The organism is Shewanella sp. 1311 (assembly GCF_059338235.1).
In genome coordinates this window covers 713,736-738,711 of sequence record NZ_CM181686.1, presented here as the reverse complement: position 1 = coordinate 738,711, position 24,976 = coordinate 713,736, and the positions used below count along the sequence as shown (strand labels likewise).

Below are 24,976 nucleotides of genomic sequence, written 5' to 3'. Positions count from 1 at the left end.
GGCAAAAAAAAAGAGTAAACCAAAACGGTTTACTCATACGGAAATAGGTCGTTGAAACTTGCCAAAATCACTCAATAGATGAGGAGCAGGTTTATAATGTCAGCGTTAACTTAATTAGCCCTTAAAATTAACCTTTATCTTAAGGTGTCGCCTCGGTTTAAGCTGATGAGCTTATCCAGTATGTGCTCACCATCCATGCGAATGCCGTTGTGTTCATATTCTGACGTTAACCAATACTTTAGCCTGCCGACCTGTTGCGCGGTTTCTAGGCTATATTGCATCTCGACAAACATATCTTCACTGTAAATGGTTGCGGCAACGGGGACGCGGTTTTGCGCAAGTTGTTCAAGATTATACAGTGCAGGCCAATCTGATTTATGGGCAAGGATTTCTGCCGCGGCTTTAAGCGGAACTAAGTGACTGAATTGGTCAAACATCCAAGGGTAAATCATCTCGCCGGTGAATAAAAATGGTTTACCTTGCTGATAATTAAAGGCGGGGAATTGTTGTCTTACTCTGTGTGCCGCCCATTGTGAAGCTGAGTGCTGGCAGTAAATAGCCTCATGCAGCAGGGCAAAAATCGGGTTAGTGTTGTAGTCGAGCATTTGACCAAAATGATTTAAAAATAACGGATTCACGACTGTCCCAGAAGCCGTGTTGATCAAAGCCTGCTCAAGTAAATAGTAAACCGATTCAGGCCCTTGCTCCATGCCGATATTAATACCCAGCAGCTGCAACATTTCAACCGTGAGGCGTTCTCCCGTTGCTAAATACACTTCATTTTCAAGCAAATGTTTTGCTAAGCGAGTGACTAAATTTTGGGCATCGTGGAAGCGTTGGAAAAATTGTTTATTCTTCACCAGCACGCGTTGATAAGTTGCAAGGTAGACGTCATCAGCGCTGCGGGTTAATGACGGTATGCCACCTGTAATATAGGCTTCGCTGACACCTTGAGGGGCGGCGCTTAAATAATGTAATACGCAAAATCCCCCGAAACTTTGGCCAAGAATCGCCCATTTATCGGCGGGGCAAAGTTGGGCACGAATCGTCTCGGCATCACGAATGATATTGTCAGCCCTGAAATGGCTCATATACTCAGCTTGAGCTGCGGGCTCTAAGTGTTGCAGGCTTTGGTAATTAATCGGTGTTGATAAGCCTGTGCCGCGCTGATCGAGTAATAACACCCGATATTCTTTTAATGCGCGGCGGATCCAGCCGCTGTTGCTGGCGGGGCGCATGGCCGCAAATCCGGGACCGCCTTGGAAAAACACGATATAAGGTAGCTTTTTATCTTTGTTTTCTGGGCTACAGAGTTCTCTGGCAAACACTTGGATTTGCTCTGCAATCGGATTTTGATAGTTGAGGGGCAAGGTAAAAGTATGTTTCTTCGCCAGCACTCCGGCGAGAATAATATCGGGTTTCATCAAACAACCTTAATGGCAGAGGATCATGTTATTGTGATTGGCAGATTGTATACCCAAATAACCTGAAGATGCAGCAACCTAGGCTAGTTGAAACTCGTATCTTCAACTACCTTGGGTATAGACCAAATAGTTTATGCAGCAGGCTAGGATTATTTGATTAGCTTTTGGTGAAGATCAATTTTTCCATTTTAAATTTGAGCCATGATGAGTTTCTTAGCGTAATCTATCGCTTATGGATAACACGAGATTGAAGCTATGAAGTATCAGATTATTCCAGTGACACCTTTTCAGCAAAATTGCAGCCTGATCTGGTGTGAAAAAACAAAGCGAGCTGCGGTCGTGGATCCTGGTGGAAACATTGACAGGATCCAAAACGAAGTGACGAAACTTGGACTCGTCCTCGACAAAATTATCCTTACCCATGGGCATATCGATCATGTCGGTGGGGCAAAAGCCTTAGCGCAAGCCACCAATGTACCGATTATTGGCCCGCATATCGCCGATAAATTCTGGATTGAAAACTTACCTAAGCAAAGCCAAAACTTCGGTTTTCCCCATTGCGATGCCTTTGAGCCGGATCAATATCTGCAGGACGGCGATAACGTGCAAGTGGGTGAACAAAGTTTGTCAGTGCTGCATTGCCCAGGGCATACGCCGGGACACATTGCCCTTTTCTCTGCCCAATCTAAGTTGGCGTGGGTGGGGGATATTTTGTTTAGAAGTTCAATCGGTCGCACCGATTTTCCTCAATCAAATCATCAGGATTTAATTCACTCGATCACCGAAAAACTGTGGCCCTTAGGCGTCGAAGTCGAATTTATTCCGGGGCATGGTCCTATATCAACCTTTGGTGAAGAGCGCGAGCATAATCCCTTTGTCGCGGATCAACTTTTACTCTAAGTGTCACGTTATTAAGAACTGTTTGATTTGTGAGCGATAATCACTCGCAAATCAAATGATTATTTCCATTGATTGTCCCACTTTTACCGATGTTTTCTGATTTTCCTTCTAGACTTAAAGCAGTTCTTCCGTCTATTGGGGTAAGTATGAAAACAAAAACCATGATGAGTGTGGTATTTTCGACCATAGTCGCGAGTGCCGTGATTTCTGCAGCACTGAGCTTCAATGTGAAGTCTAAAATCGATCTCTTTAATGATGCCGCCAGCATCCGATATCAGTCCTATCAACTTGCCGATGAATTAAGGCAAGGTTCCGATGACTTAACACGTCTCGCCCGTACCTACGCCGTCACAGGCGATGAAAAATACGAAAAAATGTATATGGATATTTTGGCTATCCGTAATGGTGAGAAACCCAGACCCGAAAAATATCATCAGATTTATTGGGATTTGGTACTGAGTTATGGCGATAAGCCAAAGCCAGACGGCGCGAGAATTGCTATAAAAGAGCAAATGAAGTCCCTCGGTTTTTCCGATGAAGAATTCCGTTACCTCGAACAAGCCCAAAAAAACTCAGATGCGTTAGTCGCCCTCGAAGTGAAAGCCATGAATGCCGTCAAAGGTATCTTTATGGACCCCAACACCCAAACCTACACGATCAAAGGCGAGCCGAACTTAACCATGGCGAGGGAGTTATTACATAGCGACCAATACCATAGAGAAAAAGCCAAGATCATGCAGCCGATTGATGAGTTCTTTACGGCGTTGGATAAACGTACCGATGGTGAAGTTAATGGTCGTCTCGACTCCTTACATGCGGCATTAAACTGGTCTCAGTTCGTGTTATTTATCGTGATTTTAGCGGCCGTTGGTGGTTTCATTATCGTTAAGAGCCGGATTGTGACTCCATTAGTGCAGACCTGTAGTGAGTTGCTCGACATTCAGCGCTCTAAAAATCTTGCGCGGCGGATTTCTGTCACCACTCAGGGAGAGATTGGCGAAATCGTTAATCAAATCAACTTGTTTATCTCTTCCCTTGCCAGCTCCTTATCGACAACGGATGGTATTGCAAAAGAGGTCGCTGATTTAGCGAAGCAAACCAAGGCATCCATTCAAGTTTCGCGTGAAAGCTCAAATCGGGTGGCGAGAGAACTAGATGCCAGCGCCAGTGCGATGGAAGAAATGACCACGACGTTAGTGCATGTGAGTGAGAGTACGTCGAACGCTGAAAGCCGCGCCGCTGAAAATGAAGCGCATGTCACTGTGGGTAAACAGACGGTATCGGAAGCGTTGAAAGCCATGTCGGTATTGGAAACTGAGTTTACCAATACTCAAGACTCTATGTCGCATTTAGTGAACGAAAGTACCCAAGTCAGTAATGTGTTGAGTGTGATTAAGGCGATTGCAGAGCAGACGAATTTGCTGGCACTGAATGCCGCGATTGAAGCCGCAAGGGCCGGTGAGCAAGGGCGAGGCTTCGCTGTGGTGGCCGATGAGGTTCGATCACTAGCCCAGCGAACCCAAGATTCCACTAAAGAAATCGATGATATTGTCGCAAGCCTTCAGAGTCGTACAAATCAAGTGGGTACATCAGTGACTCAAGCCGCGACGCTTATGCAAAAGGCGGGAGTAGAGCTGCAACGTATCGTGGCAGTATTTGAGGACATTCGTCACAGTACGGAAGCGATTCATGGGATCAATACTCAGGTTGCCGCTTCAACTGAGGAACAGTCCTTGGTTTCTAAAGAAATCGCTTCGAGTATGATGGTGATCCGCGATAATTCCCGTGAAGTATCACAGATTATCGAGCAGATAGAATCGACCTCCATTAGCCTAGATAACCAATCTCAGATACTGCGCACTAAGGCGGGGGAATATCAGTTTTAGATGAGATGTGGTTGATTTACGAACGAACGCCACTCAAGACACGGATGTCAATCCTTCCTCTTCGAATCCTCCCCTGAACATATTTTCTGCTTCGACACTTTTTGACATCTATTACTCCTTTCAATACGTACACGCCTTTGCTAACTTGGTTGCCCATGTGTTTAATGCCGAGCGTTTGGCGATGCTGTTTTTATCGACAAATGAAACTCGCATCAAACCTTGATAACAAAATAGACGTCGATAGCTGTGATATTCATCAGCGATCTTAACCAGTGATCGTTTTAGTTTTGACAGTTTTTAGTTTCGACGGTTATTTGTTTCGATAGTGTCGACAGTAAAAAGTGCATTAAGTCTTTTCAAATATCCCTAACCCAATGGAGTCCTTGCGGATGGATCACCAAATCGAAGATTTACTAGAGCATTGGTTACCGCTGGCGGATGACGCTTGGGTGCTTGCGGTGATCACCCAAATTCAAGGCTCGGCCTATCGCAAACCCGGCGCCATGATGTTGTTCCATGAGTTCGGTCAAGGCGTGGGTATGTTAAGTGGCGGCTGCTTAGAAGCCGATCTCCGCCGCCATGCCCAAAAGGCCATGCAGACAAAGCAAGTCACGTGCGTGACCTATGACGCGAGCGATGAGTCCGATGCCAGCTATCGACTCGGCTGTGGCGGCATAGTGCATATCATGTTGATCCCACTCTTAAAAGAGAATCATGATCTTGGTTTGGTTGAGCTAGTACAGGCATTTCGCCACGGTCGGTCAGGTTTTTATCAATTGCCATTAGTCAAAGCGGGGACGGATGCGCGCCAATATCAGGCCGCTTTCTACCCCGAAGCGTTGACACCGTTCCCCGCCAGCGATTTTGTCCGCACAGGTGTCTTCACCCAAGAGGCGGGAGAATCGCTGATTATTCCGCTGAGACCGAGATTCCACCTTGGGATTTTTGGTGGTGGTATCGACGCTAAGCCTATTGCCGCCATGGCCGATACCTTAGGCTGGCAAGTGACAGTTTTTGATGGTCGTACCGCCTATGCCAGAGCGGCGGATTTCCCCCATGCCCATGTAGTGAAACTTACCGCGGGGGAATTAACCGCGAATCATATCGCTCAATTGGATTGTGCTGTGGTGATGAATCATAACTTGGGCTTAGATGCTGCGGCATTGAAGGTCATTCAAGCCCACCCACTCGCCTATGTCGCCTTGCTTGGCCCAGCCCATCGACGGGATAAAGTGCTGGGGATGGCAGGGCTGAGTACTGAATCTTTTTCTGGGGTGTTTTCTGCCCCCGCAGGGCTTGCCCTTGGCGGCGAGTTACCGAGCGCAGTGGCGTTAAGTATTTTGGCCCAATGCCACGGCGTACTCCATGGTGCGACCTTAAAACATCTCGATGAGATAATGCGTTGATGACATTGCCGCCAGTGCAAAAGCCCACTGCGCTAACGTCGACACTGCCCGGTTCGAGACAGCCCAGTTTGGCAGTGCCAAAGTTGGCAGCGCAGGCGCCACGTTCATCCAAGCGGTTGTTGATCGTGGTACTTGCAGCGGGTGAAAGTAAGCGCTTTGAGGGGGTTAAGTTAGCGCAGCTTGTACCATTACTTAGCGCTACAGAAACTCGCGAACAAGCCATCATTTGCACCCATATTGAGCGTTTACAACAGCTTCATTGCCAAGATTTAGATTTGGATCACCAAGACACACATTCGCCACAATATGCGCCTTTGTTAGTCATACTCGGTGCTCATCAGCACGTATTACAGCCATTATTAGCCGAACTTCATTCCCGCCACTCCTTTGATGTTTTAATTAATCCACAGTGGCACACGGGTTTGGCCTCCTCTGTGAGTTTGGCGGCAAGTTATGCTAAGGAGCAAGGCTTTGATGCCATGCTGCTGACACTCGCTGACCAAGTGGCCTTGAGCGGCGATGATTATCGCCAACTGATTTTGACATGGCATGAAACGGGTAAAGACGTTGCCGCCCATTATTTGGATGATTTAGGTGTACCTGCTATTTTTAATGCCTCTACATTGCCTTTGTTCACCCACTTGAGTGGTGATCGCGGGGCGAAATCTATTTTAAAACAACAAGCACAGCAGGGAGCGTTAGTCGCTATAACACTACCCCGCGCCGCAATTGATATTGATACCCAAGCCGATCTTGCGTCGTGGTTGGCACTTAAGGAGTGAGTTATGGCAGAAGTTTTATCAACCAAAGCAGTTGTCAAGGAAGCGAATACCGCCGCTTCCACCCAAACACTTTCCGCTCAGACACTGACCATCAACGGTAAATCATTTACCTTAGATGTCGATCCTAAAATGCCAATCCTGTGGGCACTACGGGATATTCTAGGGCTCACGGGCACTAAATATGGCTGCGGTGCAGGGCTATGCGGTGCTTGTACTGTGCATTTAGACGGCCAACCCGTACGCGCTTGCTTAACCAGTTTAGGGCAGGCACAGGGAAAACGACTGACAACAATTGAAGGGCTGGATAATCAAAAGCTTAAAAATGCTTGGGCCGAACATAACGTGCCCCAGTGTGGCTATTGTCAGGCGGGCCAACTGATGTCGGCTGCGGCGTTAGTTGCGCAGCATCCGAAACCTTCTGAAGAACAAATCAACTCTGCCATGTCAGGCAATATCTGCCGCTGCGGCACCTACCCGCGGATTAAAGCAGCACTGCAACACTATGCCAAACAGGAGGGCTAATATGAGTACTTTTACTGCCGTAGAAAATATCAGCCGCCGCGATGTGTTAAAACTGTTTGGCGCAGTGGGTGGCGGATTAGCATTAGGGGCGAGTGGATTAACTTGGAGCCCTATGGCGCTGGCGCAGGATAAAGAAGCGCGGCTGAATCTGTTTATTGCCATTGGTGAAGACGATAAAGTGTACCTCACTTGCCATCGCTCCGAGATGGGACAAGGGATCAGAACCGGCATTCTGCAAGTATTAGCCGAAGAGTTAGAAGCGGATTGGGATAAAATCGTCCCCATTCAAGGCTTAGCCGATACACGTTATGCCAGCCAAAACACTGACGGTAGCCGCAGTATTCGCGAAAATTACGACCGCATGCGTCAGATGGGGGCGATGGCAAGAACCATGCTAGAGCAAGCCGCCGCTGCGCGCTGGAAAGTCCCCGTGAGCGAGGTGCATACCGCCGACCATAAAGTCTTGCATGCTAAATCGGGCCGCTCGACCAAGTTCGGCGAGTTAGCGTTAGCCGCATCAAAGCAGCCAGTCCCCGCCGTTGAGTCGTTAACCTTTAAAGAGGTTAAAGATTTCAAGCAGATTGGCGCATCACGCCAAATCGTTGATATGGATGCCATGTTAAGCGGCAGCGCGATTTATGGTTACGATATTAAACTCGACGGTATGCTCTACGCCAGCATCATGCGCCCGCCCGTGCTTGGGAGCGATGTGGCAAGCTTGGACGATACTGCGGCGCGCAAGTTGGCCGGTGTATTAGATGTGTATCGTTTGCCCGCCGCTAAGGGCGCACCCGCGTTTCAGGCTTTGGGCGGCGTTGCTGTTATCGCCACAAACACTTGGAGTGCCCTCGAAGGCCGCAAAGCCTTAAAAGTCACTTGGACTCAGGCCGACAACAGTCAGCATGATTCAAGTCTTTATTTAAAGGAGCTTGTCGAGCGGGTACAGCAAAGCGGTAACGTTGTGCGCCAAGCTGGTGATGAAATCAAAAACTGGCCCGAGGCGAATACGTTAAAGGCGGTTTATACCGTGCCTTATTTAATTCATTCTTCTATCGAGCCGCCCGTTGCCACCGCCCATGTCACTGAAAAGGGCTGTGAAATCTGGGCATCGACCCAAACGCCGCAAAGCACACAGCAAAATGTGGCCGCTGCGCTGGGTATGGAAGAAGATGCGATTAAAGTGAATGTCACCCTATTGGGTGGTGGTTTTGGGCGTAAATCTAAACCTGATTTTAGCGTTGAAGCCGCGCTGTTATCTAAGCAATTCAAGCGTCCAATTAAAGTGAGTTGGAGCCGCGAGGATGAAATCCAAAACGGTTACTACCATGCTATCAGCGCCCAGTCCTATCAGGCGCTGTTCGATGCCAATAACAAACCGACCGCGCTTTTAGCCCGTACGGGATTCCCATCTATTAGCTCAACCTTTGCTGAAGGGGTGGAATATCCCTCTGGCGGTGAGTTGGATTTAGGCTTTGTGGATGTGCCCTTTGCTTTGCCGAATTTAAGATACGAAGCGGTAAAAGCGCAGGCGCATAGCCGTATTGGTTGGATGCGCTCTGTGTGTAACATTCAGCACGGTTTTAGTGTCGGCAGTTTTGTCGATGAAATGGCTCATCGTTCTCAGGTTTCTTGCCCTGCAATGTGGCGTAGCCTGTTAGGTGAAGCAAGGCGTGAGACCTTTACCGACCAACAGTTTAAATATGGCAACTATGGCGAAGATCTTGATCGTCATCCCGTGGACGTGAGCCGCTATTTTGGGGTAATCGACGCGGTCGAAAAAGCCCAAGCTAAGGCGCCTAAGGCGGGTAAAAATCAGGGCTGGGGGTTTGCCGTACACCGCAGTTTTGTCAGTTATGTCGCCGTGGCCATGCTGGTGGAAGTGAGTGAGGATAAACAGCTTAAAGTGCTGAATGCCATCGCTGCTATCGATGCGGGCACGATAGTCAATCCAGATAGGGTAAAAGCCCAGACTGAAGGCGCGATTGTATTTGGCCTGAGTTTAGCCTTGATGGGGGAAATCACTTACAAAGAGGGCAAAGTACAGCAATCGAATTTCCACGATTATCCTTTGCTGCGACTTCCTCAAACCCCCGATATTGAGATCATCATTATTGAGTCCGATGCTGCGCCTGCGGGCGTGGGTGAGCCAGGTGTTCCGCCCGTTGCCCCAAGTTTAACCAATGCGATTTTTGCGGCGACGGGGCAGAGGATCCGCGATCTTCCCGTGAACAAACTATTGCGAGTGTAAGTGACGGCAAGAGAGTTAACTGAACGCCGTTTGAACAAAAAAGCGCCTAATAAGCGCTTTTTTCGTTTTTTTACCACAAAAAATTTGCTTGTTAGCGATTTTACGGGCATTAATGCCGAAAATTAGCAATAGATCAGGTTTTTGTTACCAGAATAGAGGTAATTTAACTAACAGATAAACTTCCGTGAATAGAATTATAAAGGGGTCATCCATGGAAAATCGTTGGCAAGTCGCTATTTCTGCCGGCCTATTGGCGGCTATTTGGTGTGGCGTCGCAGATGCCTTTCATCTGGTCACTTGGATTGGCTTTTTAGGTTGTAGCACTTTTTTTGCTCAACCCAAGGCTGGTTTTCAAGGCGTGATGATGGCGTGGTGCACGAATCTGTCCGGTGTGTTTTGGGCTTGGCTCATTATCTCGGGTAGCAGCTTTTTTATTTCGCCCGTATTTGGGTATATTTTTACCGGCATAGCCACTTCGGCCATGTGTTTACAGGCTAGTTATCAAAAGCTTAGCTTTATTCCCGGCGCATTTATTGGCTGTTGCACTACCTTTGCCATGGCGGGTGATGTGGCCAATGTCGTGCCGTCGTTGATCATTGGTGGCTTATTAGGTTTTAGCATGAGCCTGTTAACGGGGCAGTTGGTTAGCTTGACACAAAAGTGGTCTGCCGCCACGCGTAGTCAAGTGGCTAGCGCGGATTAGCATAATACCTGCTCAGATCTTATTACTGACATAGCTGTCGAAGCGATCTGGGCTATAATGCTGATTTAGTGCCAAATAGCATTTTGTTCTTAGGAATTATCAAGATGAAACAAATCCAGTTTCGCACCATTGATGCCATATTGATCAAGTTCAGTCTCAACGGAAAGTTTTGGGTAGTGTGTTCTATGGTGGCGTTGATCACGGCCGCCGTGGCACTCGTCAACTATCAACATACTCACCGAAACGTCGAGCAAGCTTCTATTGCCCGCGTTCAAGCGAGCGTCGATACCTTAGCGCAAGTTGCCACGGCGCAAAAGCTAGAAGCTGATGCCTTATCACAATTTGCCAGTCAATACGGTTTAACTGTGACCTCAAGGCAAAGTGAAGCGCAGCGTCAAGGGGATAAAGTGACGGCCAGCGCCAGCGTGTCAGGCATGCAAGCCTTACAACTGACGCAGAATGTCCATGAGTGGGAAGTCGATGCGCGCAGCGATGCTAACTTTATGTTCTGGTTAGCATTAGTGGGCTTGTTGCCCTTATTCCAACTGAGCTACTGGATTTCAACCTCACTCGGCGGTGGCTTGTGGGATATGTACTTAGCCATCAAACGCTTAGCTGATGGTGATTTGAGCTTTAGATTAAACTTCTTTGGCACTGACGATTTCAGTTTGATTGCCCGCGAAATTGACCGCTGCGCCGATAACATGAGTGAAATGGTGTCGGCCATTGGTAAAAATGCACAAACCTTGTCATTAGCATCCGATGAATTTAATCAACAGGCGGCCACCAGTGATGAGCTGATTGGTTTCCAACATCAATTCCTCGATTCCGTTGCTGTGGCGATGGCGCAAATGACTTCAGCGATTGAAGAAGTTTCTATCAACGCGAGCAACACTTCGCTGCAGACTAAAGAAAACTCAACCCAAATGTCGGCCAGTCGTGGGCGCATTAGCCACACAGTGGACAGTATTGGCTTACTTTCAACTAAGATTGGCGCAGCGTTTTCATCGGTTGAACAATTGTCTAAGGATGCGGCGAGTATCGATGCCGTGGTTACGACGATTAACAGTATTTCGCAGCAAACCAATTTGTTAGCCTTAAATGCGGCCATTGAAGCGGCCCGTGCCGGTGAGCAAGGTCGTGGCTTTGCCGTGGTGGCAGACGAAGTACGTACCTTAGCGGGTCGAACTCAACAGGCCACGGTAGAAATTCAGTCTATGATTGAAGGCTTACAGTCTGGCACGAGTCGTTTATCTAGCATTACCATGGAGATAGTCGATCAGGCCGATGAAGGCCGCAGCGCGATTATCGCCGTCGGTGACGATGTTCAAGGCATGGCGCAATCGGTGAATGCGGTATTTGATATGAGCAGCCAAATTGCCGCCTCGGCGGAAGAGCAGAGTGTCGCCGCGCGCGACATTGCCGGACAATTGAATGAAATCCGCCATCAGTCGGAAACCATCAAACAAACGGCCCAGCGCAGTGTGACCTTAGCCAATGATCTGCACCATGCTTCGGTCGAGTTAGATGGCATTTTAAAGCAGTATCGCACTAGCTAGTTTCACCTTTAATGTGAGTCGTCTGCATGGGCTGTTGAGTAATAATGCCCGATGCTGAGCCTCATATTAAGTATTAACGTATCATCCGACAATGGCGGAAATCGTAGTTTTCCGCCATTTCATTATCGAAATACCTCAAAGCAGATAACTGAGTTGCTTAGCATTAATTGTCACCATTTCCCCAATATCACGACCTCCTTTTATTACTAAAAGGTCCCTATTTTAGAGGGGCACTGGTGCAACAATGCCAATCTTAACTAACTCCCTCGCTGCTCGTTCAGCTAAAAAGCTGTTGCCCCAAAGTAAGATAAGTTTGTCGTCAGGTGTGCTGGATGAATTGTCATTGTTTCCCTGTGACACGCCATAAACTCATCCATGAGGGCTCGACGACGGCATCCATGCCGCCAACGGTCACAGTTGCAACAATGCCAATCTTAACGACTATTGAACTGTTCATCCGGCTAAAAGCTATTGCCCCAAAGTAAGACAGTTGAGCTACGCACATTACGCATTAATTGACATTGCTTCCCCAGTGACACGCCATTAACTCGTCCCTGAGGGCTCTACTAAAACCTCCATGTTTTAGAAGGTCACTGGTGCAACAATGCCAATCCTCACTACCCCTCTAGCTATTCGTTCAGCTAAAAAGCTATTGATCCATTTCTTCATAGAGCTGATACTCTTCACTAAACAAGCATGTTCATATTGACCAACATTTTCTAATGTCAGAAACTGACATATAGCCAGTTTCTTTGAAGGTTAATATGGACAGTAATATCAAGGTTATCTACAAAATCTCATACCCAAACGGCAAGATTTACATCGGGAAGGATCTCACAAACAGTATCAACTATTGGGGAAGTGCTAAAAGCGATTTGATTGCTGAGGATTTCAGCTTTGAAGAAAGGATGAGTATGACTATTCTTCGCGAAATCATTTTCTTCTCAGACAGTGCTGATGAGGTCAATAAGAAAGAGGCTGAGCTTATTCGCCAGTATGACTCTAACAACCCTGATATTGGGTACAATCGTTGGCCTAGGTACAAACGATAGACGCCCTTATATTTTTTCGGTAGTCCGTTACCAAGCCCTTAAAATTATTTATCAAACAAATAGCCTTTAGTGTTGCGAGTTAATGAAAATAAAATTGTATAAGTACACACCTCATATTGAGAGTTTTTTAAATACCCCCATGTTGAGGGCAACCAGAACGAAAGATTTGAATGATCCTTTCGAATTGAAGCCAAATCAAGAGCTGGTTGAATCAATCGTCACCAATGGAGCTCAATCTGAAACTGCATTGAGTTTGCTTGGCGGCAGACAAGGTTTTGCAGAATTTAAGCTGTCTTATAACAAAGGAGTTGTTGCACTGAGTGAATGTCATGACAACTTACTTATGTGGTCACATTATGCAGATGAGCATAGAGGTGGGGTTATTGAGTTAACATTTGATTTAGAGAATGAAAGTCATTCAAGAACTCTTGTCCAGCGTGGTTTGTTTCAAAATCTTGCAGATAATAACTATCAATATGGTTTGGTCAGATACCGAAAAAATCGAAGTATAGATCTGTCTATGATTAGTGGACGTCGTTATGAGTTGTGGCAGCAGATAGTTGATCAGCTTGGTTTTATAAAGTCCAAGGACTGGATGTACGAAGAAGAACACCGATTTTTAATCGACATGAATTACTGCAATAAAACATACGTTCCAGATAACGAATACTCTAGAGAAAGAATGACGTTATTTGACGTATCTGTCGAATCTGTTTCTGTTGGAGATAAGAATTATATTGTTGTACCGCCAGAGCATATTCTTAGTAAAGCTGCCAAACACAAGGAATGTGAGCCGCACTTCGAAATGTTATTTCTTAATGGTTTTACTACTCGTACGGAATATTTGCAGTTTGTGGACATTAAACCAGATTGCGTTACAGGGCTATATCTAGGCGCTAAGATGAGAAATGAACAAGTTGAGTCAATTTTGAGTGACACCGATCGATTGTCTAAATTTCAAAATTTGAAAGAAGATATTTATCAAGCGGAAATTCATAGCCTTAACTTTGATTTAGAATTCAAACCTCTGACAGTTACATAGGAGATGCAAGTATAGGTGTAGTGGTTGAGTAAAGTTGACCACTCGATTGATGTTTGCGATACTTAAATTAATCCATGGAATGCTAAATTAGCACACCTCCTAAAACAGAAATGTCCAAAAACGTGCCGCGTATTTCTTTAAAACTCACAGGCCACACCGATGCTAAACAGGTGAGCCATGGGGATTTGCGAGACGACCGTCCGCCCCATGGACGGGGCGGTCGAGCATCCAGGGAGGGACTTGCTGCGTGTCGGTGAGCGAGCACCATGGCAAGCCTGTGTTAGTGGATATCAGCCAACGAATATGCGGGGTCAGTGTAAATTAATATGATTACCATAACTTTGCTAATGCTATTACTCACCTTTATGCATTAAATCTAGTGTACTTTTGCCCTAAAGCTTGCTACGTATTTCTTTAAAAAAACAGGCTTCGCCGATGCTAAACAGGTGAGTCTTGGTGATTTGCGAGACGACCGTCCGCCTCATGGCCGCTCTTTGGCGTCCATGCCATCGCGGCATTTGTGAATCCTTTCACATCAGATGGGGCGGTCGAGCATCCACGGATGGACTTGCTGCGCGTCGATGAGTGAATGCCATGGCTCACGATTAATCTGTGGCTGAAGCTAAGCTCACAACTTTTCTGCGATGTATGCTGTTCATTTTTAACTTACTTGTGCCAATCTCATTCTGCTTAAGTCACTCTCAAACAAAAACATCGGCCTAAGCCGATGTTTTATATCTACTAAGATGGTCGAACGTTAGCTGATTAAGCCTCTTTGAACGTGCTCCAAATGGGCGCGTGATCTGAGGGTTTATCTATGCCGCGAAGATCGTAATCGACATCGGATTCGACTAAACGTGCTGCCAGTGAAGGTGTTGCTAAAATCACATCAATACGCAGGCCGCGGTTGTCATCGAAACCTTTGCTGCGGTAATCGAACCAAGAATAACGTTCGATGCGCTCTGGGTGTAATTGACGGAAAGTGTCGACTAAACCCCAGTCTTGCAAGGTTTTCAACCACTCACGTTCTTCCGGTTGGAAGCTACATTTGCCGGTTTTCAGCCAACGCTTACGATTGACTTCACCTATGCCTATGTCTAAATCGGTCGGTGAAATATTGATGTCACCTATGATGGCGATATCTTCATCATTGCTGTGGTTTGTCTGCAAGTAGTGCATTAAATCCTGATAAAACTTACGTTTAGCAGGATATTTTGTTGGGTGGTCTATGCTTTCGCCCTGGGGGAAATAGCCGTTGAATACGGTTAATGGACGACCATTCGCTTGGGCAAATGTGCCGATAATCATCCGGCGCTGGGCATCCTCGTCATCGGTTGGAAAACCTTTTTGCAGCTTTTCTGGCGCGACTTTAGACAACATAGCAACGCCATAGTGGGCCTTGCCGCCGTGGTAATGCACTTGATATCCCATGGCTTCGACGTCGGCTAATGGAAACGCTTCGTCGTGCACTTTGGTTTCTTGCAGGCCGATAATGTCGGGCTGGTGGCTGTCAATCAAGGCTTGTAATTGATGCAAGCGCGCGCGCAGACCATTGATGTTAAAGGACACTATTTTCATTAGGGCAGGACTCGTTTGAAAGGTTTAACGACCACGCTTTTATACACGCCCGCTTCGATATAAGGATCGGCATCGGCCCAGTGTTTTGCTGCCACTAAGGATTCAAAATCGGCGACAACCAGTGAACCACTAAAGCCAGCATCACCTGGGTTTTCGCTGTCAATGGCTGGATGTGGGCCAGCGATCAGTAAACGACCTTCATCGGCGAGGGCTTGCAGCCGAGCTAAATGGGCAGGGCGAGCGGCTAAACGTTTTTCTAAACTGTTCTCAAAATCTTGAGCTGAAATCATATACCACATTATTTGAGTTCCTTGCGTTGATCTTCGGGAAGGTGTTTATAAAGATAAAATACGGTCAGGACAGTATTAATTAAGGTTAAAGCGGTTAAACCAAACACTTTAAAATTGACCCAAGTTTCTAATGGCAAACTAAATGCGACATAGATATTGACTAGGCCGCAGCTGGCGAAGAAGACGACCCAATACCAAGTTACGCGGGCCCAAATCTTGTCTTCTACTTGCATTTCTTTGCCTAACATCGACTTTAATATCGATTTATTGAGCAATTGGCTGACACCTAAGGCGATGGCAAACAAGCTGTAGATGATGGTCACTTTCCACTTAATAAAAGAATCATCGTGGAACACTAAAGTGAGTGTGCCAAACACTGTCACCATAGCAAAGGTGATTAAGTGCATCTTTTCAAGTTTCTTATATAGCGCATAGGTCACGATTAATTGAAGCGCTGTGGCTGCGATCAATGCGCCGCTGGCGATATAAATATCGAAAAATTTATAGACAGCAAAAAAGATGACGAGGGGCAGGAAATCAAGCAGTTGTTTCATAATTAATCGTGTTAAAGAGACATGGGCTTGAGTGTAGCATGTGCAACATAAGGGCAAAAGCATCATGGGCCTAGGATTGCGATCTTGCCCATTAAACCGATTTAATCTTATAAGCTCGCCTCACGTTGGCTTGGCGGCGTTGACGTTAACCTTTGCACGACTTAACAGCGGGCAATCGTGGCATTGGCCAGTGTTGGCGAGTTGATACCTTAAGCAGCAAGTACGGCGAATGCAGTGGATTTTGGGACTCGTTGAGCTCGATGCTGTGCTCGTTACTATTCTCGCAACAGTGTTCGGTGTTGCGCTGTTTTGCTCTGGTTCGATGAGTAAGTTAATGCTGTTATACAGCGGATTTGTACTGCCATCTAAAAAGGTCCTGCGGCGAAACAGGGCTTGTTTCAATTGCTGGCTGTGCGGCTCAGAGAGTCCCAACTCCCCAAGATACCAGTGGATCAGATAGCCTAAGTGGCTCCAATATAACTTGGCGGGTACAGGGCTTAAAGTGAGCAGGCGCTCAACACTCGGCTGCAGTAAGTTTAAGATAAAACCTTGTAGGACAAGTTCTTTATCAACTGGCGGCTTATATGGGCTTAATGGCGAGTGTACCTCAGTGTCTATCTTGATACTTGGCTTAGTGTTGGTTTGGCAAAGTGGCTCGATGCCGTGATGTTTTTTAAAGGTCAAAGCGGTAATTGGCTGGTGTTTTGCGATGTTAAATTCAAATTTGGCCACTCGGCCACTGGCATGTAGCTGCATAAACACGGACCGTGGCTGCCAGTGAACAGACTCGAATGCGGCTTTTGGGGCATTGAAAATCCATTCCATCATAGGCGGGACTAAGAGGCCGAAATACCATTGGCCCCAAAGTGAATGCAGTGCTTTGCGAGTGTCTTTTCTACTGGGCCCAGCGTTTTTACTGACCAAAGCGCTTTTACTGGCGAAAGCGGGCGTTTGGCTGGTTGCAGCTGTTTTATCCGTCTCGGTTTCGTTTTCGGTTTTAGTTTCAGTCTGACTTTCGGCGCTAGGGTGCGCTATAGCAAAACGTGCGAGCAGTGTTTGATAGGTATCCGCACAGCTCCATTCATCGAAACTGAGTCCCGTGGGTGAGGTCGTTGCGCTAAGGTGCTCGCCATAAAAGGGCGCCCGCTCATGTAACAGCTGATTGAGTGTCAAAATGGTGTGATTCAAACCGTCTTGGCTGAGCGAGGTATCGCGCAATAGTTGCAGTCTGGTGTCTCCTCGTTGGCTTGCCATAGTGACTCCTTAATGGCTGTGATTGATTGCCGCTATTATTGATAAGTCCGATAGATGAGGACCTTGTGAGCCCAAGATTTGGGCTCACAAGGGTTTTAGAACTATCTCAATAAAAGTCTGACTTAGAAGCGATAGTCCAAGGTTAAGCTGGCACTGCGCGGCGTACCGTATTGGAATTGGCTGTATTGACCGACTTGGCTGTAGTAGGTTTTATCTAAGGCGTTGTGCAGGTTGGCGCTAAGCTTAAGTTGCTCGGTGAAGGCGTAACTTGCCATCAGACTCGCCAGTGCATAGGAGCCTTGCTCGACTTCGACTCTAATCGTGTCTATACCATTGCCTACAGGTTTATCGGCATCTTGGTAGACGCGGCTCTGCCAGTTAACCCCTGCACCAATTTGCAATTTATGCCAATCACCACCAAAGGTATAAGTGGTGAAGAGTTTTAACTGCTGACGTGGTGATGTGGTATTGATGCGTTTGCCCTTAGGATCTTCGGTGGTGAACTGGGTGTAGCCTAAGTAAACATTCCAGTCATCAGTGATTTTACCTGTTGATTCAAATTCGAATCCCTGTGTTTTTGTACCGTTTACGCCTTCATACACTTGCGTTGTGGTTCCTGGGATCACATCGCCAGTGCTGATTCCAAGATTGTCTTGCCTGATCTCAAACACCGATAGCGACATATCTAAAGCCTCATCGAACAGGCTCGCCTTAATCCCACCTTCGTAGTTTTTCCCTTTGACCGGATCTAGATAGCTTTTATCGATTCTTTGTTTAGTTTGCGGCGCAAAAATGTCGGTATAGCTGGCATAAAGCGAATATTGCTCGGTCAGAGCGTATGTGAGGCCTAAGTAAGTGGTGAGTTCGTTGCTGATGTTGAAATTGTATAGGCTTTTAAAGTTATCTTGGTCGGTTTCCCACTCATTGAGGCGTAATCCGACGAGGACTGCTAAGGCGTCGCTGAGATTAAGCTGCGTCGCCACATAGGCTGCACTCTGTTTGGTTTCGCCAGATGAGCCAGTGTCTGAGGTATCTTGCCATTGAGGTTTAGGGTACTGGAAGTTCGGATCGCGAAAATCTCCCAGTGGTGGCGCCTTTACTGTGGGATTATAGTAGGGATTGGCGAACTCTTGGCGTTGGCCATTCCAGCCAAACATCAATTGATGTTCCTGACCAAAGAGCTGGAATTGTCCTTCGGCGCGTAAATCCACATTGTGTTGGGTGCGACTGCCGTCTACATAGGCGATAGAGCCTGCTGTTGCGCCGATATTGGTTACAGGATCGGGATAACCCATGGCCCATAGCACATCGAACTCAAGTGAGTTGTCGCCATAGGTGTAAGTCCCTTTTAGGTTCCAGCCATTATCAAATCTGTGTTCGAGACTTGCAAAGGTGTTGAGGCCTTGGGTATGCGCCGAGCCCCAATCGGGCGCCGTTGAAGTGGCGCGATCATAGTTAGTGCGGCTGCCGTCACTGTAAAATAGCGGTAAACCGCCCGACATAGTACCGCTCGGTGTGGCATCTTGGTAATCAACCCCTAAGGTGAACAAGGTGCTATCGCCAATATCGGTTTCGACTATGCCGTATAAGGTGGTGCGCTGTTGCTCGTATCTGTCTTGGAACGAATCCTTATCCTGATAGGCGGCCACTACGCGACCGCGCACCGACCCTGAATCATTTAAGCCGCTGGAAAGATCGACCATACCGCGCACATTATTCCATGAGCCCACACTTACCGATGTGCTGCCCATAAACTCTTGAGTTGGGCGTTTACGGATAAGGTTAATCGCCGCAGAGGGATTACCGGCTCCCGTCATGAGTCCCGTCGCGCCGCGTACCACTTCAACTCGTTCATAGATGGCGGTGTCGATAAGGTTATCGCCATAGTTGAAGCGGGTGTCGTAGGTGGTGGGTACGCCATCGTACAGTATACTGGTCACGGCAATGCCGCGGGCACTAATGCTGTATCTATCGTTATCCATAGGGCGAGCATTAATCCCGGCAACGCTGGTCATGGCATCAATCACGCTATTAAGCTGTTGATCGTTCATCATTTGGCGGGTGATAGACGTGACCGACTGCGGCGTTTCTAAATAGGATAAATCGAGCCCTGTCGCTGTGTTCATCGCTTGGGTTTTATAGCGATTGTCGTGTAAATCCTTAGCGCCAATGACATTGATGATTTCAATCTCTTTTTGGTGCTTCTTGGTTTTACCATCCGCATCCACAGTGTCTGCTACGGCATGGGGCACACTGGCTAACATGGCTGAGCACAGCAATAGCTTTGGGTTAACGATGGCTTGTCTGCAGACGAGTGCGATGCTGGAGAGAGGGAAAGTCTTCATAATGGTGATCTTTAATTCCATTTAGGTTGGGGTTAAATAAAGCGGGCCAACAAGTGGCCCACACAAACGTTTCGTCAAGTTTCAGAAAGTGTCGGGTCTATGCGTTTTGTTGCGCGTTAACGTGTTTTCGACTCAGCGCTGCCAAGTTTGGGGCGCTTAAAGGCATGGCTTTGCCTAAAGGCCGCCAAGGGATTGTCGATACCGCCAGCGAAGCGTAGGTTTTTCTCCCTGTCGGCGAGATCTATCATTTGTTGGTTGTTATTCAATTGGATACGATTGAGGCAGGTGCGTACAAAGCTGTCCTTAAACAGATCGTATTGGGCAAACTTGGCGGCCAAATGTGGATGTTGAGCTTGGTAGTCACGTACATTGTCCGCCACTAATTCCCAGAATTGGCTTTCACTGACGCTGGTTTGCTCATCGAGCAGCGGTGCTAAATAGCGGAAAATACAGTCAAAAATATCCAGTAAGATGTAGTTAAGCTTCATCTCTTCTTCAAGGCTTACCGCAAGGCGTTTTACATCATCAGGCAGCGGCGAGGTGCCATTGAGTACCGCGACTTCTTCGCCTATGTCTTTCATTAAAATCTTGACTGGCACATATTCATCCAGCACTAAGATCAGGTTTTCACCATGGGGCATAAAGACCAGATCGTAGGCAAAAAACGCATGCAATAAGGGCGATAAATACAAGTTGAGGTAACGGTTCAGCCAGTCTTTTGCTGGCAAGCCTGAGGCCGTTATCAAGGCCGAAATCAGCGCTTTATCTTCATGATCCGTGTGCAACAGGGCGGCCATGGTCATCAGATTTTGCTTAGGCGCAATGTGCGGCAGTGGGCTTTCGCGCCATAGGGCAGAGAGCATTTTTTTGTAGGCGCTATCTTGGGTGAGTGCCTGCTCGTAATAATGGTGGTGATAACCTATGGCGGCAATTTCTTTAAGGATCACAAACCCTTGCTGAGTAAAGTAAGGGTCGCTCTCTACCAAGTTCGCCACCCACGCATTGATTTGCGGTGTGCAGCTCATGTATAGGGGCGACAGGCCGCGCATAAAGCCCATGTTTAAGATGGAAAGCGCGGTTTTGACATAGCACTTTTGTGGCGATGAAAGATTGAAGAAAGTGCGTATCGATTGCTGTACTTGGTACTGTTCGCTGCCTTCGCCAAGATAAACCAGATCGCCACGGGCGATGTCGCCGGCAAAGACGCGGGCGATTTTTTCGCGCCACTGCCAAGGATGCACAGGCATAAAGTAGAAGTCCTGCGGATCATGCTGCTGGGTTTTAAGACGTTGTTGGAAGTCAGTGAACTGCTGGCCAAGCTCCTCCTTGAGTAACGCGTCGTGACTCAAGTTTTCGAGGGCGGCAAACGTGGTTTTGCTCTTGCGCACGCCAAGCCAGACTAATTGCATCTGCATCGCGCTTTCTGGGGCAAATTGACGGTAATCCTGCATATCAAAGCCAATCCGTCCGTTATTGGCAATAAACACCGGATGGCCTTCAGTCATACCCGCTTCTATGCTCTGATAATCGGCTCGCGCCAGCGTGGCGGCGGGGATCGCCTGATGCGCTAACTTGTATGCCTTGCTGTAGAGGGTGCTAGTGATTTCCTCTAAATACGTGGGCAGTAAGGTTTCACTGATCCCTAAGTCATTTTTAAGGGAAATGATCAGCGACATCGCATCGAGGGCTTGCTCTTGACCTGCGAGTGAAACGCGGATGGAATCGGCATCGATAGCAAGATGATCGAGCTGATAGTGCCGCGCACTAAAATAGTAAGTGCTGTCTTTGAGCCTGAGTTCATAGTGGTTCAGCCCCGCTTTTTGCCCGTATAGGGTCGGCGTGATGATTTTCTCGTGGGTAAATTCGCAGAGAATTTTCTTCACTAAATGCCGATTAGCCGCTTGCCAATAGGCGGGGGTCAAGTGCTCCGGCATAGAAGTTGAGGTTGTCGACAGCGAAGGGGTGAGTTGAGTCGCCGCTGCGTGAGTTTGATGATCCTGCGTTGGCAATGGATCCATTAGTAAGGCTTTTGTGGGTAAGTTCATCTAGTTCACCTAAAGAGTCGATAATGTCATGGGAGAGGTTACGGGCGCCGCGAGCGAGCTTGGCAGCGCTGAAGTTGTCTGGACTAAGCCCGTCGAAGAGGGTGTGCTCGATGCCAGCTGGCGTTCGGCCGCAGTGCAAAATCCGAGGTAAGCTGCTTTAGTGCTTAATTGAATCGCTTTTTCATAGCGAATGCCCACTCGGCTATTTAAGCGATGAATTTTGCTATTGAGTTGATCGGGTTCAACCACTAGGCGGTTAAAGGCTAATTTTTCAAGCACGAGCTGCGCTATCGCATCCATCACTTTGAAAGATAAGCCGTTGATTGGGCTGCCATCGGGCGGCGCGATAATCAGGTGCATACCGCAATCCCCCGGCGCAACAGGATAGTGGTGACCGATTTCATCGTGGGCGGGATCGTAGAGCTCCACCATAAAGAGTGATTTGCCCTGCCACTCACCCATCAAGGCAAACTTGTGCTTCGTGGCTGCCATAAGGTTCTCTATGGCGGCGAGATTCAAGCCCTGCATGCCCCAAAACTGCGCGTACTCTTGGTTAAACCAAGACTGCAGTGTTGGCAAGTCTTGCTTGAGATCTAACGCTCTGAACTGGAAATCATTGATGCTTGTAATAGCTGATAGCTGCGTTAAACAATGGCTGCTAAATTGACTCGTCATTATTGCGCCTCCTTGTTTGGCGCCATCAAGACCGACATATTGGTTCCCGCGCCTGCGCTCATACTCGAAGTCGGCGTTTGGGGTGGATAGAGATGCGGCGATGCATCAGCAATATTCGTGTGCGGAGACGTCTTAGGGAAATGTTTAGGTTTAAGATTCAGTGTGTTAATCGCATTGGCGCCGCAGGGCTGATGATTGGCAAGTTTGGCCGGATCGAAGGTTTGAAAGGCGATGTGTTCTTCAATGTGGTAGGGCGCATAGCCGAGCACGGCCTTTAATATGATGCCGTTACGATAACAGCCCATGCCAAGATCCGGTGAGCTTACGCCGTGGGTATGCAACCCCACATTTTGGACAAAAATATCCCCGCGAATATCTATGCTGTAGTCGCGTTGTACTGCAAGTTGTCCCGCATCATCGAACTCGATCTGTTGCTTTATATCTTTGATAAATTGAGGTAAACGGTAGTGATAGCCAGTGCCTAATACCACAGCGCCCGTGGTTTGGCTCAAAGGGGTATCTTGTTCTTGATGCTGGAAATGTAATTTGAGTGCATCTGGGTCAGTTTGAATACAGGTTAACGCCACATTGGTCATCAATTGGCACTGGAAATCCGCAATCAAGCGCTTTTGATATAACAAGTCATAGATGTCGTTGATAAGCTCTGCATTAATGCCCTTGTAGAGCGATTTTTGACTGGCGATCAAAGCACAGCGTTTTTCCGGTGCTAATTCGTGGAAGTAATCGACATAATCTGGCGAGGTCATCTCCAACGTCAGCTTAGTGTATTCCAAGGGATAGAAACGTGCTGAGCGCGTCATCCAATTCAGTTGATAGCCATAGGTATCAATGTCTTGCAGTAGATCGTAAAATACTTCCGCTGCACTTTGGCCACTGCCAATGACAGTGATGGCACTCTGACTCTGCAGGTAGGTTTTTTGCTGCATATAGCTAGCTGTATGCATGACCCGCGCATCTTGAATGGGGCAATCCTTTGGCAGATAAGGCTCTGTTCCTGTGCCTAACACTAGCTTTCGGCATTGATAGGTATGGGTTTTGCCACTGCGTCTATCAAAACCTGTGACTCGATAAATACTTTCACCGGCGTTGTAATCCACTTGAGTGACTTTAAAGCCAAATTTTAGATTGCTGAGTTGCTGGCTTACCCATTGGCAGTACAAGTTGTATTCGTGGCGAGGTAAAAAGAAATTCTCACGAATGTAAAAGGGATAAAGTCTACCCGTCTTTTTGGCAAAATTAAGGTAACTGTAACGGCTGGTGGGATCGGCCATAGTCACCAAATCTGACATAAAGGGGGTTTGCAGTCTTGAGGATTTGAGTAGCATGCCTGGATGCCAATCAAAGCTGGTTTTAGCATCTAAAAATAAGCAGTTAAAGCCGTCGATAGGTTCTGATAAGGCGGCGAGGCCAAGATTGAATGGGCCAATGCCGATGCCGAGTAGATCAAAGATTTCGCGATCCATTTCCCTTTGTTGAGTAGTCACTTACGCCTCCTTTGGCAGCATGCTGTTGCGTGTTGCCGATCCAGTAATCAGTTACCTAAGGACGCAAACCAAGTAAATGCGGTAGTCAAAATAGCCTGTTTGGCTATCTATCTTGCTGTGGTTAATTAGCTATGTTTAGCGCAGTCCTTAGGCCATTTTTCCTGCTGCCTCTGTCCCGACAACGGCGAGTAAATTAGCACGTGAAAATATTCAAATGCAAACCATTCTCATTTGAGTGGTGGTGAGTGTTAATACTTTTAACTTACGGATAAGCGGGCTAAGTACGGTTAATAACGTATGTGACGGCAAGATAATTGGCTGGCAAAAAGGCTAAAATTAAGGGGCGTATAATCGAGGGGATTACGAGCATCTTGACTTTTAAGGCTATAAATACAGTTGGTTATATCGATATTTGTGTTGGTTTATTAATCGAGGGGAATTGATTTAGATTGCGGTAATGTCGGCTGAGTCCAATGGGAATAGGTGCCGTTAAACAGTCAGTGTAAATCCATTGTAAAGCGCAGGCTGGAGCCTCGCTGAAGGCATTGGTTAAAATGAGTTGGGTGTGGGTTAAGTTTAAATAGATTGGCCCAGATGTATTGGCTCTGATGAATGAGTTCAGAGGCATTGCCCCAGCTGTATTCGCTTAGCTTGGTATTTTCTCAGAGAGATATTCGCTTAAAACCGCTATTGGCTGGAGCTGTAAATAGGGCGGTTATCACGGCATGGATAGCGGCCGTGCGCGTTTATTAAGGGCATGAACTTAAGCTAAAGCCGTCCTAAGACGGCTTTGAAATGTGGCTGTTAACTCAGAATGCGAGTTCGAAAGGCTAAATCGTAAAACTAGCGTAAATCGACAAAGTGTCCGGTAATTTTACGCACTAATGGCAACACCATCAGCAGTGTCGGGAAGGCGACCACCCATGAGATCAGCCAAGCACCGAGCCAGAGTTCGATAAACTGCGGTGAAGCGCCAACGCCATTGAAAGTACTGATCCCAGAAACGATACAACTCATTAGAATAGAAAGAAAAAAGGGCATTACAACCGTGGCATACTTGGCTGGTAATTTAGGCGTGCCCAAAAAAGTACGAGGTTTGTCATCGGGCAAAGATTTAGAAATAGTCATCGGATCCTCTATTGGAAATTCATCAGGCGAATGATTTGTCACAGGCTAACACTGTCAATTCCGCTATCGACTTCATTT

The 24,976-nt window shown here is 47.2% G+C and carries 20 protein-coding genes; 10 read left to right on the top strand and 10 right to left on the bottom strand.

Annotated features, from left to right (window positions below):
• Positions 1-134: 134 nt before the first annotated feature.
• On the bottom strand, positions 135-1,424 hold the full coding sequence (locus AC5YB3_RS03320) for an alpha/beta fold hydrolase (protein ID WP_494526559.1): 1,290 nt from the start codon (positions 1,422-1,424) through the stop codon (positions 135-137).
• 255 nt (positions 1,425-1,679) lie between these two features.
• Here AC5YB3_RS03320 and AC5YB3_RS03315 point away from each other — a divergent pair, with 255 nt between their 5' ends.
• The 10 genes from AC5YB3_RS03315 to AC5YB3_RS03270 all read left to right on the top strand — a co-directional run bounded on the left by AC5YB3_RS03315 (position 1,680) and on the right by AC5YB3_RS03270 (position 13,524).
• Entirely contained in the window at positions 1,680-2,324 is a 645-nt protein-coding gene (locus AC5YB3_RS03315; RefSeq protein ID WP_413490655.1) for an MBL fold metallo-hydrolase, read from the top strand.
• A 146-nt stretch (positions 2,325-2,470) separates the two neighbouring features.
• Complete coding sequence (locus AC5YB3_RS03310) at positions 2,471-4,210, top strand: methyl-accepting chemotaxis protein (RefSeq protein ID WP_012089579.1); 1,740 nt, start codon at positions 2,471-2,473, stop codon at positions 4,208-4,210.
• A gap of 389 nt (positions 4,211-4,599) precedes the next feature.
• Complete coding sequence (locus AC5YB3_RS03305) at positions 4,600-5,616, top strand: XdhC family protein (protein WP_494526558.1); 1,017 nt, start codon at positions 4,600-4,602, stop codon at positions 5,614-5,616.
• A complete protein-coding gene (locus AC5YB3_RS03300; RefSeq protein ID WP_494526557.1) occupies positions 5,616-6,398 on the top strand; it encodes a nucleotidyltransferase family protein in 783 nt (260 codons plus the stop codon). Before AC5YB3_RS03305 ends, AC5YB3_RS03300 begins: the two co-directional genes overlap by 1 nt.
• 3 nt (positions 6,399-6,401) lie before the next feature.
• A complete protein-coding gene (locus tag AC5YB3_RS03295) occupies positions 6,402-6,920 on the top strand; it encodes a (2Fe-2S)-binding protein (protein ID WP_494526556.1) in 519 nt (172 codons plus the stop codon).
• Position 6,921: 1 nt separating this feature from the next.
• On the top strand, positions 6,922-9,168 hold the full coding sequence (locus AC5YB3_RS03290) for a xanthine dehydrogenase family protein molybdopterin-binding subunit (RefSeq protein WP_494526555.1): 2,247 nt from the start codon (positions 6,922-6,924) through the stop codon (positions 9,166-9,168).
• A gap of 211 nt (positions 9,169-9,379) precedes the next feature.
• Positions 9,380-9,871 (top strand): DUF1097 domain-containing protein, encoded by a 492-nt coding sequence (locus tag AC5YB3_RS03285; protein ID WP_006085447.1) that lies wholly within the window; start codon positions 9,380-9,382, stop codon positions 9,869-9,871.
• Positions 9,872-9,975: 104 nt separating this feature from the next.
• Positions 9,976-11,430, top strand: coding sequence for a methyl-accepting chemotaxis protein (locus AC5YB3_RS03280; RefSeq protein WP_063884771.1), 1,455 nt, complete (start codon positions 9,976-9,978; stop codon positions 11,428-11,430).
• Positions 11,431-12,194: 764 nt separating this feature from the next.
• The gene (locus AC5YB3_RS03275; protein ID WP_297897169.1) at positions 12,195-12,482 is read left to right on the top strand and encodes a GIY-YIG nuclease family protein; all 288 of its coding nucleotides are present in this window, start codon (positions 12,195-12,197) and stop codon (positions 12,480-12,482) included.
• Positions 12,483-12,564: 82 nt separating this feature from the next.
• Entirely contained in the window at positions 12,565-13,524 is a 960-nt protein-coding gene (locus AC5YB3_RS03270) for a DUF2971 domain-containing protein (RefSeq protein ID WP_432320918.1), read from the top strand.
• 765 nt (positions 13,525-14,289) lie between these two features.
• On the opposite strand, the gene xthA is transcribed toward AC5YB3_RS03270, so the two are convergent.
• From xthA to AC5YB3_RS03225, 9 genes are all read right to left on the bottom strand, one after another.
• Complete coding sequence (gene xthA / locus AC5YB3_RS03265; protein ID WP_011847158.1) at positions 14,290-15,102, bottom strand: exodeoxyribonuclease III; 813 nt, start codon at positions 15,100-15,102, stop codon at positions 14,290-14,292.
• The gene (locus AC5YB3_RS03260) at positions 15,102-15,401 is read right to left on the bottom strand and encodes a YciI family protein (RefSeq protein WP_006082200.1); all 300 of its coding nucleotides are present in this window, start codon (positions 15,399-15,401) and stop codon (positions 15,102-15,104) included. Before AC5YB3_RS03260 ends, xthA begins: the two co-directional genes overlap by 1 nt.
• Positions 15,401-15,946: a septation protein A gene (locus AC5YB3_RS03255; protein WP_012587356.1), complete on the bottom strand. Its 546-nt coding sequence runs from the start codon at positions 15,944-15,946 to the stop codon at positions 15,401-15,403. Before AC5YB3_RS03255 ends, AC5YB3_RS03260 begins: the two co-directional genes overlap by 1 nt.
• Before the next feature lie 120 nt (positions 15,947-16,066).
• Complete coding sequence (locus tag AC5YB3_RS03250) at positions 16,067-17,200, bottom strand: IucA/IucC family C-terminal-domain containing protein (protein WP_494526554.1); 1,134 nt, start codon at positions 17,198-17,200, stop codon at positions 16,067-16,069.
• Between the two features lie 122 nt (positions 17,201-17,322).
• Positions 17,323-19,566 carry a TonB-dependent siderophore receptor gene (locus AC5YB3_RS03245; protein ID WP_494526553.1) on the bottom strand — a complete coding sequence of 748 codons (2,244 nt, stop codon included), beginning with the start codon at positions 19,564-19,566 and terminating at the stop codon, positions 17,323-17,325.
• Between the two features lie 95 nt (positions 19,567-19,661).
• Positions 19,662-21,590, bottom strand: a complete 1,929-nt coding sequence (locus AC5YB3_RS03240; RefSeq protein ID WP_494526552.1) for an IucA/IucC family protein — start codon at positions 21,588-21,590, stop codon at positions 19,662-19,664.
• Positions 21,591-21,599: 9 nt separating this feature from the next.
• On the bottom strand, positions 21,600-22,265 hold the full coding sequence (locus AC5YB3_RS03235; RefSeq protein ID WP_494526551.1) for a GNAT family N-acetyltransferase: 666 nt from the start codon (positions 22,263-22,265) through the stop codon (positions 21,600-21,602).
• Positions 22,265-23,770 (bottom strand): lysine N(6)-hydroxylase/L-ornithine N(5)-oxygenase family protein, encoded by a 1,506-nt coding sequence (locus tag AC5YB3_RS03230; protein WP_347673990.1) that lies wholly within the window; start codon positions 23,768-23,770, stop codon positions 22,265-22,267. The genes AC5YB3_RS03235 and AC5YB3_RS03230 overlap by 1 nt, the downstream gene beginning before the upstream one ends.
• Before the next feature lie 843 nt (positions 23,771-24,613).
• Positions 24,614-24,898 (bottom strand): DUF2798 domain-containing protein, encoded by a 285-nt coding sequence (locus AC5YB3_RS03225; protein ID WP_006082193.1) that lies wholly within the window; start codon positions 24,896-24,898, stop codon positions 24,614-24,616.
• Positions 24,899-24,976: the final 78 nt, after the last annotated feature.

Coding starts and splice junctions, on each gene's coding strand:
- AC5YB3_RS03310 (WP_012089579.1), top strand. CDS start 2,471: ATGAAAACAAAAACCATGATGAGTGTGGTATTTTCGACCATAGTCGCG.
- AC5YB3_RS03320 (WP_494526559.1), bottom strand. CDS start 1,424: ATGAAACCCGATATTATTCTCGCCGGAGTGCTGGCGAAGAAACATACT.
- AC5YB3_RS03300 (WP_494526557.1), top strand. CDS start 5,616: ATGACATTGCCGCCAGTGCAAAAGCCCACTGCGCTAACGTCGACACTG.
- AC5YB3_RS03225 (WP_006082193.1), bottom strand. CDS start 24,898: ATGACTATTTCTAAATCTTTGCCCGATGACAAACCTCGTACTTTTTTG.
- AC5YB3_RS03275 (WP_297897169.1), top strand. CDS start 12,195: ATGGACAGTAATATCAAGGTTATCTACAAAATCTCATACCCAAACGGC.
- AC5YB3_RS03255 (WP_012587356.1), bottom strand. CDS start 15,946: ATGAAACAACTGCTTGATTTCCTGCCCCTCGTCATCTTTTTTGCTGTC.
- AC5YB3_RS03245 (WP_494526553.1), bottom strand. CDS start 19,566: ATGGAATTAAAGATCACCATTATGAAGACTTTCCCTCTCTCCAGCATC.
- xthA (WP_011847158.1), bottom strand. CDS start 15,102: ATGAAAATAGTGTCCTTTAACATCAATGGTCTGCGCGCGCGCTTGCAT.
- AC5YB3_RS03295 (WP_494526556.1), top strand. CDS start 6,402: ATGGCAGAAGTTTTATCAACCAAAGCAGTTGTCAAGGAAGCGAATACC.
- AC5YB3_RS03240 (WP_494526552.1), bottom strand. CDS start 21,590: ATGAACTTACCCACAAAAGCCTTACTAATGGATCCATTGCCAACGCAG.
- AC5YB3_RS03250 (WP_494526554.1), bottom strand. CDS start 17,200: ATGGCAAGCCAACGAGGAGACACCAGACTGCAACTATTGCGCGATACC.
- AC5YB3_RS03285 (WP_006085447.1), top strand. CDS start 9,380: ATGGAAAATCGTTGGCAAGTCGCTATTTCTGCCGGCCTATTGGCGGCT.
- AC5YB3_RS03235 (WP_494526551.1), bottom strand. CDS start 22,265: ATGACGAGTCAATTTAGCAGCCATTGTTTAACGCAGCTATCAGCTATT.
- AC5YB3_RS03305 (WP_494526558.1), top strand. CDS start 4,600: ATGGATCACCAAATCGAAGATTTACTAGAGCATTGGTTACCGCTGGCG.
- AC5YB3_RS03270 (WP_432320918.1), top strand. CDS start 12,565: ATGAAAATAAAATTGTATAAGTACACACCTCATATTGAGAGTTTTTTA.
- AC5YB3_RS03290 (WP_494526555.1), top strand. CDS start 6,922: ATGAGTACTTTTACTGCCGTAGAAAATATCAGCCGCCGCGATGTGTTA.
- AC5YB3_RS03315 (WP_413490655.1), top strand. CDS start 1,680: ATGAAGTATCAGATTATTCCAGTGACACCTTTTCAGCAAAATTGCAGC.
- AC5YB3_RS03260 (WP_006082200.1), bottom strand. CDS start 15,401: ATGTGGTATATGATTTCAGCTCAAGATTTTGAGAACAGTTTAGAAAAA.
- AC5YB3_RS03280 (WP_063884771.1), top strand. CDS start 9,976: ATGAAACAAATCCAGTTTCGCACCATTGATGCCATATTGATCAAGTTC.